This window comes from Pseudomonas sp. MLB6B (genome assembly GCF_054508135.1).
Map to the genome: position 1 here is coordinate 1,507,757 of NZ_CP199313.1, position 13,664 is coordinate 1,521,420.

General features: G+C 58.5%; 7 protein-coding genes, 2 tRNA genes and 3 rRNA genes. 7 read left to right on the forward strand and 5 right to left on the reverse strand.

From position 1 onward, the window contains the following. Positions 1–89: 89 nt before the first annotated feature. The 5 genes from ACSMEV_RS06500 to ACSMEV_RS06520 all read right to left on the reverse strand — a co-directional run bounded on the left by ACSMEV_RS06500 (position 90) and on the right by ACSMEV_RS06520 (position 4,886). Positions 90–1,442, reverse strand: a complete 1,353-nt coding sequence (locus tag ACSMEV_RS06500) for an 8-oxoguanine deaminase (protein WP_459207708.1) — start codon at positions 1,440–1,442, stop codon at positions 90–92. A gap of 119 nt (positions 1,443–1,561) precedes the next feature. Continuing rightward, positions 1,562–2,248, reverse strand: coding sequence for an SDR family oxidoreductase (locus ACSMEV_RS06505; RefSeq protein ID WP_459207709.1), 687 nt, complete (start codon positions 2,246–2,248; stop codon positions 1,562–1,564). Between the two features lie 392 nt (positions 2,249–2,640). Next, the gene (locus tag ACSMEV_RS06510) at positions 2,641–3,225 is read right to left on the reverse strand and encodes an IMPACT family protein (protein ID WP_459207710.1); all 585 of its coding nucleotides are present in this window, start codon (positions 3,223–3,225) and stop codon (positions 2,641–2,643) included. Positions 3,226–3,234: 9 nt separating this feature from the next. Further along, entirely contained in the window at positions 3,235–3,897 is a 663-nt protein-coding gene (locus ACSMEV_RS06515; RefSeq protein WP_459207711.1) for a TetR/AcrR family transcriptional regulator, read from the reverse strand. 71 nt (positions 3,898–3,968) lie between these two features. After that, the gene (locus ACSMEV_RS06520; protein ID WP_459207712.1) at positions 3,969–4,886 is read right to left on the reverse strand and encodes a LysR family transcriptional regulator; all 918 of its coding nucleotides are present in this window, start codon (positions 4,884–4,886) and stop codon (positions 3,969–3,971) included. A gap of 118 nt (positions 4,887–5,004) precedes the next feature. On the opposite strand from ACSMEV_RS06520, the gene aptA reads away from it, so the two are divergent. The 7 genes from aptA (at position 5,005) to rrf (ending at position 13,652) form a co-directional block, all read left to right on the forward strand. After that, the gene (gene aptA, locus ACSMEV_RS06525) at positions 5,005–6,351 is read left to right on the forward strand and encodes an omega-aminotransferase AptA (RefSeq protein WP_313740959.1); all 1,347 of its coding nucleotides are present in this window, start codon (positions 5,005–5,007) and stop codon (positions 6,349–6,351) included. 69 nt (positions 6,352–6,420) lie between these two features. Then, positions 6,421–7,914, forward strand: a complete 1,494-nt coding sequence (locus tag ACSMEV_RS06530) for a CoA-acylating methylmalonate-semialdehyde dehydrogenase (protein ID WP_459207713.1) — start codon at positions 6,421–6,423, stop codon at positions 7,912–7,914. 540 nt (positions 7,915–8,454) lie between these two features. After that, a 16S ribosomal RNA gene (locus ACSMEV_RS06535) occupies positions 8,455–9,991 on the forward strand. Between the two features lie 86 nt (positions 9,992–10,077). Next, a tRNA-Ile gene (locus ACSMEV_RS06540) sits at positions 10,078–10,154 on the forward strand. A gap of 31 nt (positions 10,155–10,185) precedes the next feature. Beyond that, a tRNA-Ala gene (locus ACSMEV_RS06545) sits at positions 10,186–10,261 on the forward strand. 257 nt (positions 10,262–10,518) lie between these two features. Then, a 23S ribosomal RNA gene (locus ACSMEV_RS06550) occupies positions 10,519–13,411 on the forward strand. A gap of 125 nt (positions 13,412–13,536) precedes the next feature. Continuing rightward, positions 13,537–13,652 (forward strand): 5S ribosomal RNA (gene rrf / locus ACSMEV_RS06555). The 16S, 23S and 5S rRNA genes sit together here with 2 tRNA genes alongside, the layout of an rRNA operon. The last annotated feature ends 12 nt before the right edge of the window (positions 13,653–13,664 follow it).

Below are 13,664 nucleotides of genomic sequence, written 5' to 3' on the forward strand. Positions count from 1 at the left end.
TGGACATTCTACTGGAATTTTTTCTTCGGGCCCGGCCCGCGTCCTTTCGGCGCAGGGCGACGATCGAGTGCGCGAGCCGGGCGGGCCGATCAACCGACCAGGCGCTGCGCAGCCTGGCGGTGATCGGCGATCAGGCCTTGCAGGTCCAGCCCCTGCACCTGGCCGTCGACCACGCGCCAGTGCCCGCCGACCATGACCCGGTCGGCGCGGTCGGCGCCGCACAGCAGCAGGGCCGACAGCGGATCGTGGCTGCCCGAGAAACGCAGTTCGTCGAGACGGAACAACGCCAGGTCGGCCTGCTTGCCCACCGCCAGGCTGCCGATGTCGTCGCGCCCGAGCAGGCGCGCCGAGCCACGGGTCGCCCAGCCCAGGACTCGCTGCGGGGTGATCGCTTCGGCGCCATAACGCAGGCGTTGCAGATACAGCGCCTGGCGCGTTTCCAGGATCAGGTTGGAGGCGTCGTTGGAGGCCGAGCCGTCCACACCCAGGCCGATGGGGGCGCCGGCCGCTTCCAGTGCCAGCGTCGGGCAGATGCCCGAGGCCAGGCGCATGTTCGAGCTTGGGCAGTGGCAGATTCCAGTACCGGCCGCACCCAGGCGGGCAATCTCGTCGGCCTCGAAATGAATGCCGTGGGCGAGCCAGGTGCGCGGCCCGAGCCAGCCGACGCTGTCGAGGTAGTCGACGGTGCGCAGGCCGAAGCGTTGCAGACAGAAGGCTTCTTCGTCGAGGGTTTCGGCCAGGTGCGTGTGCAGGCGCACGTCCAGTTCGTCGGCCATCTCGGCGCTGGCGCGCATGATTTCGGGCGTCACCGAAAACGGCGAGCAAGGTGCCAGTGCGATCTGAATCGTCGCGCCGGCGCCTCGCTGGTGGTAGCTGCGGATCAGGCGGCGGCTATCTTGCAGAATCACCTCGCCCTGCTGCACGGTCTGCTGCGGCGGCAGACCGCCGTCGGCTTCGCCCAGGCTCATCGAGCCGCGGGTGAGCATGGCGCGCATGCCCAGCTTGTGTACGGCTTCGATCTGCACATCGATGGCGTTTTCCAGGCCTTGCGGGAACAGGTAGTGGTGGTCGGCCGCCGTGGTGCAGCCCGACAGCAGTAGTTCGGCCAAAGCCACTTCACTGGCCAGGGCCAAGGATTTCGGAGTCAGGCGTGCCCAGACCGGGTACAGGGTCTTGAGCCAGGGAAACAGTGGCTGGTTGACCACCGGCGCCCAGGCGCGGGTGAGGGTCTGGTAGAAGTGGTGGTGGGTGTTGATCAGGCCAGGCAGGACTATATGCTCGCGGGCATCGAAGACCTGCTCGCAGGCTTGCACGGGCCGTTGGCCCAAGGGCACGAGTTCGCTGATCCGGCCGCCCTCGATCACCAGGCCGCCACGGGCGTCGTGGTCATTGGCGGTGAAGATGGCAAGCGGGGTTTTCAACCAGGTACGGTTCGCAGGCATGGCGCCGGCTCCTCTGAAAGTGGGTTCAGGTAAGCCAGCTCAGTGTTGCCCTGTCTGCTGATCCAGGTCCGCCGTGGGGCGAGGCACCGACTATAGGGCCTCGCGCCGCAGCGTTCAATTCACCAGGTGAGGGTTTCGCCCTGGAAGTCGATGAAGCGCAGGCCCGGTTGACCGCGCTGTGCAGCGATCTGCTCGACCAGACCCCGCGTGCTGGTCTGCACGTCGAGCGGAGCGTTGTCGCCGCCCATGGCGGTCTGCACCCAACCCGGGTGCATGGCCAGTACGGTCAGATCTGGGCGCTGCAATTGCACCACGAAGCTGTTGATCATCGAGTTGAGCGCGGCCTTGCTGGCCTTGTACAAGCAGATTTCACCGCCGTCTGGGCTGGTCACGCTGCCCAGGCCCGAACTCATGAAGGCCAGTACGCCCCCATCCCGATCGATCTGGTCGACCAAGCGGCTGGCCACCCGGATCGGGGCGACGGCATTGGTCATGAACAGTTGGCCGACATCGTCCAAGGTCACGCTCTGCGGCGATTGCGGCTGCGGGCCCATCACGCCGGCGTTGACGAACACCAGGTCGAAGACCTGGCCTTGCAGGCGCTGCACCAGGGCATCGAGCTGATCGTTGTCGTTCATCTCCAACGTTTCGACCTGCACGCCAGGCACCGCCTGCAACGCCTGGGCCTTGCTCGGATCGCGCACGGTGGCCGTGACGTTCCAACCCGCTTCGCGCAGGCGCTCGGTCAAACCGAGCCCCAGGCCACGGGAAGCACCGATGATCAGAGCAGAGGGTGTGGTGGACATGTGACGTTCCTCGAACAGTTGAAGAATGCCGGAGCATACCGCAACCCTTGGCGCTTGCACGTCGGTGCGGCCTCACGCGGAGCTGTGCAAATATTGAACAATGTTCTGTAGGCCAGGCTTGGCGAGGCTTAGCGACGATCACGCACGGGTTATCCACAAGCTCCTCCACTGCAACTGTGTGCAAGCGCGGAAAGATTTCACCACTGCGGGATAAGTTTTCCTTATCAGGCGCAGCCTGTGTGTAACCTGTGCGGAAACGGTGTATTCACTGCGCGTATGTAGTCATTGATCAAATATTGATCATTCGGCGGGAGGCCTTGAGGTGGCTGGCTCGCAGCCCTATGCCCCAAGGTTATTCACAGGCAGGCACACAGTAGTTGTGCGCAACTCAGTCATACCCGTCGCAAGCCTATTCGCCCGCGGCTCAAATCGGCCAGTTGCGTCTGCAAAGTGTCGAGATGGGCCTCGGCGAACGCCAACTCCAGATCGACGCCTTCGGCGGTGAACTGCTCATCCACCAGCAGCCCATCGATCTCGGCCAAACGCAGTTTGACCAGCGCCAGTTCGCTGAAACCGCAACTGCACCTGAAGTGGCTGCGCTGGACCAGTAAACGCTTGGCGGCCTGTTGCAGGCATTTGTTCGCGCCGCCGCCGTAGGCTCGGGCCAGCCCACCGGTGCCCAGCTGGATGCCGCCATACCAGCGGATCACCAGCACCACGACCTGATCGCAATCCTGCGCCTCGATGGCCGCCAGGATCGGCCGGCCCGCCGTACCGCCCGGCTCGCCATCGTCGCTGCTGCGGTACTGGCCACCGATCTTCCAGGCCCAGCAATTGTGCGTCGCGGCCAGGTCGCTGTGCTGGGCGATGAACTGCGCGGCCTCGCCAGGTGTGGCGATGGGCGCGGCCAGGGTGATGAAGCGGCTCTTGCGAATCTCTTCACGAAATTCGCAAGGCTCGAGCAGGGTAGAGGGCATAGGTCCGAATCAAACGGGCGATTTCACGCCGCAGCCTTTGAGAATGATGTGGATAAGATTGTTGCTGGCCTCTTCGATGTCCTGCTTGGTCAATCGGCTACGGCCGGTGACCTGGCAGATCTGCGTGGCGAAATCGGCATAGTGCTGGGTGCTGCCCCAGAGCAGGAAGATCAGGTGCACCGGATCGACCGGGTCCATCTTGCCTGCGGCGATCCACGCCTCGAACACCGCCGCACGGCCACGGAACCATACGCGGTAGTCGGCCGAGAAGTATTCGCTCAAGCACTGCCCGCCGCTGATCACTTCCATGGCGAAGATGCGCGAGGCCTGCGGATTGCGCCGGGAGAACTCCATTTTGGTGCGGATGTAGCGGCTCAGCGCTTCGCCCGGATCGTCTTCCACGCTCAGGGCGTTGAAGGTACTGTCCCACAGCTCGATGATGTTGCTCAGCACCGCGATGTACAGGCCCAGCTTGTTGGTGAAGTAATAGTGCAGGTTGGCCTTGGGCAGGTCGGCCTTCAAGGCGATGGTGTTCATGCTGGTGCCCTTGAACCCGTGGCGGGCGAACTCGTCCTCGGCAGCCTGGATGATGGCGCGCTCGTTTTTCTGGCGAATGCGGCCGGCGGGCTTGCCCGAGGTGGCGTGGCGGTGCGCGGGGACTTCGAGGGTCATGGACGATTCCGTCAGTTCTAGGTGGTGCGGATTGTCCGACAGATTACCTGCCTAAGCGCATCAGACAAACCTTAGCGTGTCGTCGCCAGGCTATCCAAAAAGCGCTGTAGCACCAGATTCGGGCGCCGATCCTTGCGCGTCACCCAGCTCAGGCTCAGATCGTGGAAGCGTTGCGTCGGCTTCAGCGCGCGCAAGCGACCCTGCTGGACCCAGAAACTGGCGTAGTGATCGGGCAGGTAACCGATGTAGCGCCCGGTCAGAATCAGGAACGCCATGCCTTCGCGGTCCGACGCGCTGGCCGTGCAGTGCAGCTCCTGGTAACAGGCCTGCGCCTGGGCCGGCAGACGGAAGGTGGGCGCGATGGCGTCCTGCATGTTGAGGCGCTCATCGTCGATGTGCGCATCGTCGGCGAAGAACAGCGGGTGGCCCACCGCGCAATAGAGCAGCGAGCGCTCGCTGTACAAGGGTTGGTACTCGAGCCCTGCCAGCGGGCTGGTCTGCGGTACGACGCCCACATGCAGGCTGCCGTCGAGCACACCCTGCTCGACCTGGCTCGGGGCGATCATGCGGATCTGGATGCGCACCTCCGGCCCCCGGTCCTTCAATTCGGCCAACGCGTGGGTGATGCGCATGTGCGGCAGGGTCACCAGGTTGTCGGTCAGGCCGATGTTCAGCTCGCCGCGCAGGTGCTGGTGCAGGCCATTGACCTCGGTGCGGAACGACTCCAGGGCACCGAGCAGCTGCAAGGCCGACTGGTACACCTCGCGGCCTTCCTCGGTCAGTGAGAACCCGGCGCGCCCGCGTTGGCACAGGCGTAGGCCCAGCCGTTGTTCCAGGTCCTTCATCTGCTGGCTGATGGCCGAACGGCCGATCCCCAGGACGGTTTCGGCGGCCGAGAATCCTCCACATTCCACCACGCTGCGGAAAATCTTCAACAAGCGAATGTCGAAATCACTGACCTGGGCGAGTGCCTCGGGACGTCGGCTCATTAGTTTAGTGCGCCACTGACTGAAGGTTAGAAATGCTGGGTTTTCCAGACTTTATCGCCGTGCCAGTTTATCGGCAAACGTAACCATCGTTGTCTGATCGTCTTTCGAGGAACCGCCGATGAACATGCCTGAAAACGCGCCCGTGGGTATCGCCAGCCAACTCAAGCTGGACGCCCACTGGATGCCCTATACGGCCAACCGCAACTTCCACCGCGACCCGCGGTTGATCGTGGCGGCCGATGGCAATCATCTGGTGGACGACAAAGGCCGAAGAATTTTCGACGCCCTGTCCGGGCTCTGGACCTGCGGCGCCGGCCACACTCGCAAGGAAATTGCCGACGCGGTCAGCAGGCAGTTGGCGACCCTCGATTACGCGCCAGCCTTCCAGTTCGGTCATCCGCTGGCGTTCCAGTTGGCAGAAAAGATCACCCAGCTCACCCCGGGCGACCTCAATCACGTGTTCTTCACCAACTCTGGCTCCGAGTGCGCCGACACTGCGCTGAAGATGGTTCGCGCTTACTGGCGTCTGAAAGGGCAGGCCAGCAAGACCAAGATCATTGGTCGTGCGCGTGGCTATCACGGGGTCAACATCGCGGGCACCAGCCTGGGTGGCGTCAACGGTAACCGCAAAATGTTCGGGCAACTGCTCGACGTCGACCATCTGCCGCACACCGTGCTGCCAGGCAACGTGTTCAGCAAGGGCCTGCCCGAGCAAGGTGGCGTTGCGCTGGCCGAGGAAATGCTCAAGCTGATCGAGCTGCACGACGCTTCAAACATCGCCGCCGTGATCGTCGAGCCACTGGCCGGCTCGGCGGGTGTATTGCCGCCACCGGTTGGCTACCTCAAGCGCCTGCGCGAGATTTGCACCCAGCACAACATCTTGCTGATCTTCGACGAAGTGATCACTGGCTTCGGTCGCATGGGCGCCATGACCGGCGCCGAAGCGTTTGGCGTCACCCCGGATCTGATGTGCATCGCCAAGCAGGTCACCAATGGCGCCATCCCCATGGGTGCGGTAGTGGCCAGCAGCGAGATCTACCAGACCTTCATGAACCAGCCGACGCCCGAGTACGCGGTGGAATTCCCACATGGTTACACCTATTCGGCGCATCCAGTCGCCTGTGCGGCGGGCATCGCGGCGCTCGACCTGTTGCAGAAGGAGAACCTGGTGCAGGCCTCCGCCGAGCTGGCGCCACATTTCGAAACCCTGCTGCACGGCTTGAAGGGCGCGAAGAACGTGGTCGACATTCGCAACTATGGCCTGGCCGGCGCCATCCAGATCGCCGCGCGCGACGGCGATGCCATCGTGCGGCCCTACGAAGTGGCCATGAAACTGTGGCAGGCCGGTTTCTATGTGCGCTTCGGCGGCGACACTCTGCAGTTCGGCCCGACCTTCAACACCCAGCCCCACGAACTGGATCGCTTGTTCGATGCGGTGGGCGAGCACCTGAACCGCATCGATTGACCGCCATCGCTTAGACGACGGGCGCGGCATCCCGCGCCGGTCCCTTCCCAATTGTTTACGGAGTTTTGCATGAGCATCGTTCAGCACCTGATCGACGGCCAATTGGTGTCCAATGGCGGACGTACCGCCGATGTCTTCAACCCAGCCACCGGGCAGGCTACTGGCAAAGTCGAGCTGGCCAGCCAAGCTACTGTGCAACAGGCCATCGACTCGGCCGCTGCCGCCTATCCCGCCTGGCGCAATACCCCGCCGGCCAAGCGCGCGCAGGTCATGTTCCGCTTCAAGCAATTGCTGGAGCAGCACGAGGGGCATATCGCCCAATTGATCAGCCAGGAACACGGCAAGACCCTCGAGGACGCCGCCGGTGAACTCAAACGCGGCATCGAGAACGTCGAGTTCGCCTGCGCCGCGCCAGAAATCCTCAAGGGGGAGTACAGCCGTAACGTAGGGCCGAACATCGATGCCTGGTCCGACTTCCAGCCGCTGGGCGTGGTCGCCGGCATCACACCGTTCAACTTCCCGGCCATGGTGCCGCTGTGGATGTACCCGCTGGCCATCGTCTGTGGCAATGCCTTCATCCTCAAGCCGTCCGAACGCGATCCGAGCTCGACGCTGTATATCGCCCAGCTGCTGCTCGAGGCCGGCCTGCCCAAGGGCATCCTCAACGTCGTGCATGGCGACAAGGAAGCGGTCGATGCGCTGATCGAGGCGCCACAGGTCAAGGCGCTGAGTTTCGTCGGCTCCACACCGATCGCCGAATACATCTATGCCGAGGGCACCAAGCGCGGCAAGCGCGTGCAAGCCCTGGGCGGGGCGAAGAACCATGCGGTGCTGATGCCCGATGCCGATCTCGACAACGCAGTGAGTGCCTTGATGGGCGCGGCCTATGGTTCGTGTGGCGAGCGCTGCATGGCGATCTCGGTGGCCGTCTGTGTGGGCGATCAGGTGGCGGATGCCCTGATCGGCAAACTGGAGCCGCAGATCAAGGCATTGAAGATCGGTGCCGGCACGTCCTGCGGATTGGACATGGGGCCGCTGGTGACCGCCGCCGCACGTGACAAAGTCGTCGGCTATATAGAAGAAGGTGTGAGCGCCGGGGCGCAGTTGGTGGTCGATGGCCGTGGCCTGCGCGTTCCAGGCCATGAGGATGGCTACTTCCTGGGCGGCACTTTGTTCGACAGAGTGACTGCGGACATGCGCATCTATAAAGAAGAGATCTTCGGGCCGGTACTGTGCGTGGTGCGTGTGCAGAGCCTGGAGCAGGCCATGCAACTGATCAACGACCACGAATACGGCAATGGCACTTGCATCTTCACCCGTGACGGCGAAGCAGCGCGGCTGTTCTGCGATGAGATCGAAGTGGGCATGGTGGGCGTCAACGTGCCCTTGCCGGTGCCGGTGGCCTATCACAGCTTCGGCGGTTGGAAGCGCTCGCTGTTCGGCGATCTGCATGCCTATGGGCCGGACGGTGTGCGTTTCTATACCCGTCGCAAGGCCATCACCCAGCGCTGGCCACAGCGCAAGAGCCATGAGGCATCGCAGTTCGCGTTCCCAAGTCTTTGATAAGGAAAAGGGAGGCCCTGTTCGGGTTTCCCTATTCTTTTTGAACTATTTTGAAATAAGCCCTTGACGCTCCCTCACATCTCTTTATACTGCGCACCACTTCCGGGGCAAACGGAACGGAAAACTCCTTGAGATTCAATGAGTTGAACGTTTTCTGAAGGCTGGAAGCGCTTCGATCTTCTGATCGGCAGCGGTGAAAAAGGCAGTTGACAGCAGGTTGTAACGCTGTATGATTCGCCTCCCGCTACGAGAGATCGCAGCGAGCCAAGTGGTTGAAGTTGAACGAGATTCTCGCAAAACACTTCAAAATAAACACTTGACAGACACTGAGGACAGCGTAGAATGCGCGCCTCGGTTGAGACGAAAGACTCAACCAACCGCTCTTTAACAATTTGAATCAAGCAATTCGTGTGGGTGCTTGTGAGTACGGACTGATAGTCACCAAGATTATCAGCATCACAAGTGACCATGCGAGAAATCACATAGTCATTTGAGATTGCTGAGCCAAGTTTAGGGTTTCTTAAAAACCCAAGCAGTATTGAACTGAAGAGTTTGATCATGGCTCAGATTGAACGCTGGCGGCAGGCCTAACACATGCAAGTCGAGCGGATGAGAAGAGCTTGCTCTTCGATTCAGCGGCGGACGGGTGAGTAATGCCTAGGAATCTGCCTGGTAGTGGGGGACAACGTTTCGAAAGGAACGCTAATACCGCATACGTCCTACGGGAGAAAGCAGGGGACCTTCGGGCCTTGCGCTATCAGATGAGCCTAGGTCGGATTAGCTTGTTGGTGAGGTAATGGCTCACCAAGGCGACGATCCGTAACTGGTCTGAGAGGATGATCAGTCACACTGGAACTGAGACACGGTCCAGACTCCTACGGGAGGCAGCAGTGGGGAATATTGGACAATGGGCGAAAGCCTGATCCAGCCATGCCGCGTGTGTGAAGAAGGTCTTCGGATTGTAAAGCACTTTAAGTTGGGAGGAAGGGCAGCTAGCGAATACCTGGTTGTTTTGACGTTACCGACAGAATAAGCACCGGCTAACTCTGTGCCAGCAGCCGCGGTAATACAGAGGGTGCAAGCGTTAATCGGAATTACTGGGCGTAAAGCGCGCGTAGGTGGTTTGTTAAGTTGGATGTGAAATCCCCGGGCTCAACCTGGGAACTGCATCCAAAACTGGCAAGCTAGAGTATGGTAGAGGGTGGTGGAATTTCCTGTGTAGCGGTGAAATGCGTAGATATAGGAAGGAACACCAGTGGCGAAGGCGACCACCTGGACTGATACTGACACTGAGGTGCGAAAGCGTGGGGAGCAAACAGGATTAGATACCCTGGTAGTCCACGCCGTAAACGATGTCAACTAGCCGTTGGAATCCTTGAGATTTTAGTGGCGCAGCTAACGCATTAAGTTGACCGCCTGGGGAGTACGGCCGCAAGGTTAAAACTCAAATGAATTGACGGGGGCCCGCACAAGCGGTGGAGCATGTGGTTTAATTCGAAGCAACGCGAAGAACCTTACCAGGCCTTGACATGCAGAGAACTTTCCAGAGATGGATTGGTGCCTTCGGGAACTCTGACACAGGTGCTGCATGGCTGTCGTCAGCTCGTGTCGTGAGATGTTGGGTTAAGTCCCGTAACGAGCGCAACCCTTGTCCTTAGTTACCAGCACATCATGGTGGGCACTCTAAGGAGACTGCCGGTGACAAACCGGAGGAAGGTGGGGATGACGTCAAGTCATCATGGCCCTTACGGCCTGGGCTACACACGTGCTACAATGGTCGGTACAGAGGGTTGCCAAGCCGCGAGGTGGAGCTAATCTCACAAAACCGATCGTAGTCCGGATCGCAGTCTGCAACTCGACTGCGTGAAGTCGGAATCGCTAGTAATCGTGAATCAGAATGTCACGGTGAATACGTTCCCGGGCCTTGTACACACCGCCCGTCACACCATGGGAGTGGGTTGCACCAGAAGTAGCTAGTCTAACCTTCGGGAGGACGGTTACCACGGTGTGATTCATGACTGGGGTGAAGTCGTAACAAGGTAGCCGTAGGGGAACCTGCGGCTGGATCACCTCCTTAATCGACGACATCAGCCTGCTGATGAGCTCCCACACGAATTGCTTGATTCATTGTACGAAGACGATGCTGTAACGCGACCCTGTTATAGGTCTGTAGCTCAGTTGGTTAGAGCGCACCCCTGATAAGGGTGAGGTCGGCAGTTCAAATCTGCCCAGACCTACCATTTCATGGTGCGGCTAGACGCTACGACACACGGGGCCATAGCTCAGCTGGGAGAGCGCCTGCCTTGCACGCAGGAGGTCAGCGGTTCGATCCCGCTTGGCTCCACCACCTTTTAGCATCGTTTGCCTGTTCAGAACTTAGAAATGAACATTCCACTCACGGTTTGAGTGCGCTGAATGTTGATTTCTGACTTTTGTCAGATCGTTCTTTAAAAATTCGGATATGTGATAGAAATAGACTGATGGCCACTTTCACTGGTGGTGATCAGGCTAAGGTAAAATTTGTGAGTTCTGCGCGTAAGCGCAAATTGCGAATTTTCGGCGAATGTCGTCTTCACAGTATAACCAGATTGCTTGGGGTTATATGGTCAAGTGAAGAAGCGCATACGGTGGATGCCTTGGCAGTCAGAGGCGATGAAAGACGTGGTAGCCTGCGAAAAGCTTTGGGGAGTCGGCAAACAGACTGTGATCCAGAGATCTCTGAATGGGGGAACCCAGCCAGCACAAGCTGGTTATCTTGTACTGAATACATAGGTGCAAGAGGCGAACCAGGGGAACTGAAACATCTAAGTACCCTGAGGAAAAGAAATCAACCGAGATTCCCTTAGTAGTGGCGAGCGAACGGGGACCAGCCCTTAAGTTGGTTTGAGATTAGTGGAACGCTCTGGAAAGTGCGGCCATAGTGGGTGATAGCCCCGTACACGAAAATCTCTTGTCAATGAAATCGAGTAGGACGGAGCACGAGAAACTTTGTCTGAATATGGGGGGACCATCCTCCAAGGCTAAATACTACTGACTGACCGATAGTGAACCAGTACCGTGAGGGAAAGGCGAAAAGAACCCCGGAGAGGGGAGTGAAATAGATCCTGAAACCGTATGCGTACAAGCAGTGGGAGCCTACTTTGTTAGGTGACTGCGTACCTTTTGTATAATGGGTCAGCGACTTATATTCAGTGGCGAGCTTAACCGAATAGGGGAGGCGTAGCGAAAGCGAGTCTTAATAGGGCGTTTAGTCGCTGGGTATAGACCCGAAACCGGGCGATCTATCCATGGGCAGGTTGAAGGTTAGGTAACACTGACTGGAGGACCGAACCGACTACCGTTGAAAAGTTAGCGGATGACCTGTGGATCGGAGTGAAAGGCTAATCAAGCTCGGAGATAGCTGGTTCTCCTCGAAAGCTATTTAGGTAGCGCCTCATGTATCACTGTAGGGGGTAGAGCACTGTTTCGGCTAGGGGGTCATCCCGACTTACCAAACCGATGCAAACTCCGAATACCTACAAGTGCCGAGCATGGGAGACACACGGCGGGTGCTAACGTCCGTCGTGAAAAGGGAAACAACCCAGACCGTCAGCTAAGGTCCCAAAATCCTGGTTAAGTGGGAAACGATGTGGGAAGGCTTAGACAGCTAGGAGGTTGGCTTAGAAGCAGCCACCCTTTAAAGAAAGCGTAATAGCTCACTAGTCGAGTCGGCCTGCGCGGAAGATGTAACGGGGCTCAAACCAGGTACCGAAGCTACGGGTATCACCTCTTGGTGATGCGGTAGAGGAGCGTTCTGTAAGCCTGTGAAGGTGAGTTGAGAAGCTTGCTGGAGGTATCAGAAGTGCGAATGCTGACATGAGTAACGACAATGCGAGTGAAAAACTCGCACGCCGAAAGACCAAGGTTTCCTGCGCAACGTTAATCGACGCAGGGTTAGTCGGTCCCTAAGGCGAGGCTGAAAAGCGTAGTCGATGGAAAACAGGTTAATATTCCTGTACTTGCGATTGTTGCGATGGAGGGACGGAGAAGGCTAGGCCAGCTTGGCGTTGGTTGTCCAAGTTTAAGGTGGTAGGCTGAGATCTTAGGCAAATCCGGGATCTTAAGGCCGAGAGCTGATGACGAGTTGCCTTTAGGCGACGAAGTGGTTGATGCCATGCTTCCAAGAAAAGCTCCTAAGCTTCAGACAATCGGGAACCGTACCCCAAACCGACACAGGTGGTTGGGTAGAGAATACCAAGGCGCTTGAGAGAACTCGGGTGAAGGAACTAGGCAAAATGGCACCGTAACTTCGGGAGAAGGTGCGCCGGTGAGGGTGAAGGACTTGCTCCGTAAGCTCATGCCGGTCGAAGATACCAGGCCGCTGCGACTGTTTATTAAAAACACAGCACTCTGCAAACACGAAAGTGGACGTATAGGGTGTGACGCCTGCCCGGTGCCGGAAGGTTAATTGATGGGGTTAGCGCAAGCGAAGCTCTTGATCGAAGCCCCGGTAAACGGCGGCCGTAACTATAACGGTCCTAAGGTAGCGAAATTCCTTGTCGGGTAAGTTCCGACCTGCACGAATGGCGTAACGATGGCGGCGCTGTCTCCACCCGAGACTCAGTGAAATTGAAATCGCTGTGAAGATGCAGTGTATCCGCGGCTAGACGGAAAGACCCCGTGAACCTTTACTATAGCTTTGCACTGGACTTTGAATTTGCTTGTGTAGGATAGGTGGGAGGCTTTGAAGTGGGGACGCCAGTCCTCATGGAGCCATCCTTGAAATACCACCCTGGCAACTTTGAGGTTCTAACTCAGGTCCGTCATCCGGATCGAGGACAGTGTATGGTGGGTAGTTTGACTGGGGCGGTCTCCTCCCAAAGAGTAACGGAGGAGTACGAAGGTGCGCTCAGACCGGTCGGAAATCGGTCGTAGAGTATAAAGGCAAAAGCGCGCTTGACTGCGAGACCCACACGTCGAGCAGGTACGAAAGTAGGTCTTAGTGATCCGGTGGTTCTGTATGGAAGGGCCATCGCTCAACGGATAAAAGGTACTCCGGGGATAACAGGCTGATACCGCCCAAGAGTTCATATCGACGGCGGTGTTTGGCACCTCGATGTCGGCTCATCACATCCTGGGGCTGAAGCCGGTCCCAAGGGTATGGCTGTTCGCCATTTAAAGTGGTACGCGAGCTGGGTTTAGAACGTCGTGAGACAGTTCGGTCCCTATCTGCCGTGGACGTTTGAGATTTGAGAGGGGCTGCTCCTAGTACGAGAGGACCGGAGTGGACGAACCTCTGGTGTTCCGGTTGTCACGCCAGTGGCATTGCCGGGTAGCTATGTTCGGAAGAGATAACCGCTGAAAGCATCTAAGCGGGAAACTTGCCTCAAGATGAGATCTCACTGGGATCTTGAATCCCCTAAAGGGCCGTCGAAGACTACGACGTTGATAGGTTGGGTGTGTAAGCGCTGTGAGGCGTTGAGCTAACCAATACTAATTGCCCGTGAGGCTTGACCATATAACACCCAAGCAATCTGCCAAGCGCAGGTTGGGTGGAAGACGCATCGACGAAGATTCGCACACAGATCATCACATATCCGAATTGGCTGGCCCGTCGGCAACGACGAACCGGCAACCGAATTTCTTGACGACCATAGAGCATTGGAACCACCTGATCCCATCCCGAACTCAGCAGTGAAACGATGCATCGCCGATGGTAGTGTGGGGTTTCCCCATGTGAGAGTAGGTCATCGTCAAGATTCATTTCGCAA

Coding starts and splice junctions, on each gene's coding strand:
- ACSMEV_RS06530 (WP_459207713.1), top strand. CDS start 6,421: ATGAGCATCGTTCAGCACCTGATCGACGGCCAATTGGTGTCCAATGGC.
- ACSMEV_RS06520 (WP_459207712.1), bottom strand. CDS start 4,886: ATGAGCCGACGTCCCGAGGCACTCGCCCAGGTCAGTGATTTCGACATT.
- ACSMEV_RS06515 (WP_459207711.1), bottom strand. CDS start 3,897: ATGACCCTCGAAGTCCCCGCGCACCGCCACGCCACCTCGGGCAAGCCC.
- ACSMEV_RS06505 (WP_459207709.1), bottom strand. CDS start 2,248: ATGTCCACCACACCCTCTGCTCTGATCATCGGTGCTTCCCGTGGCCTG.
- ACSMEV_RS06500 (WP_459207708.1), bottom strand. CDS start 1,442: ATGCCTGCGAACCGTACCTGGTTGAAAACCCCGCTTGCCATCTTCACC.
- ACSMEV_RS06510 (WP_459207710.1), bottom strand. CDS start 3,225: ATGCCCTCTACCCTGCTCGAGCCTTGCGAATTTCGTGAAGAGATTCGC.
- aptA (WP_313740959.1), top strand. CDS start 5,005: ATGAACATGCCTGAAAACGCGCCCGTGGGTATCGCCAGCCAACTCAAG.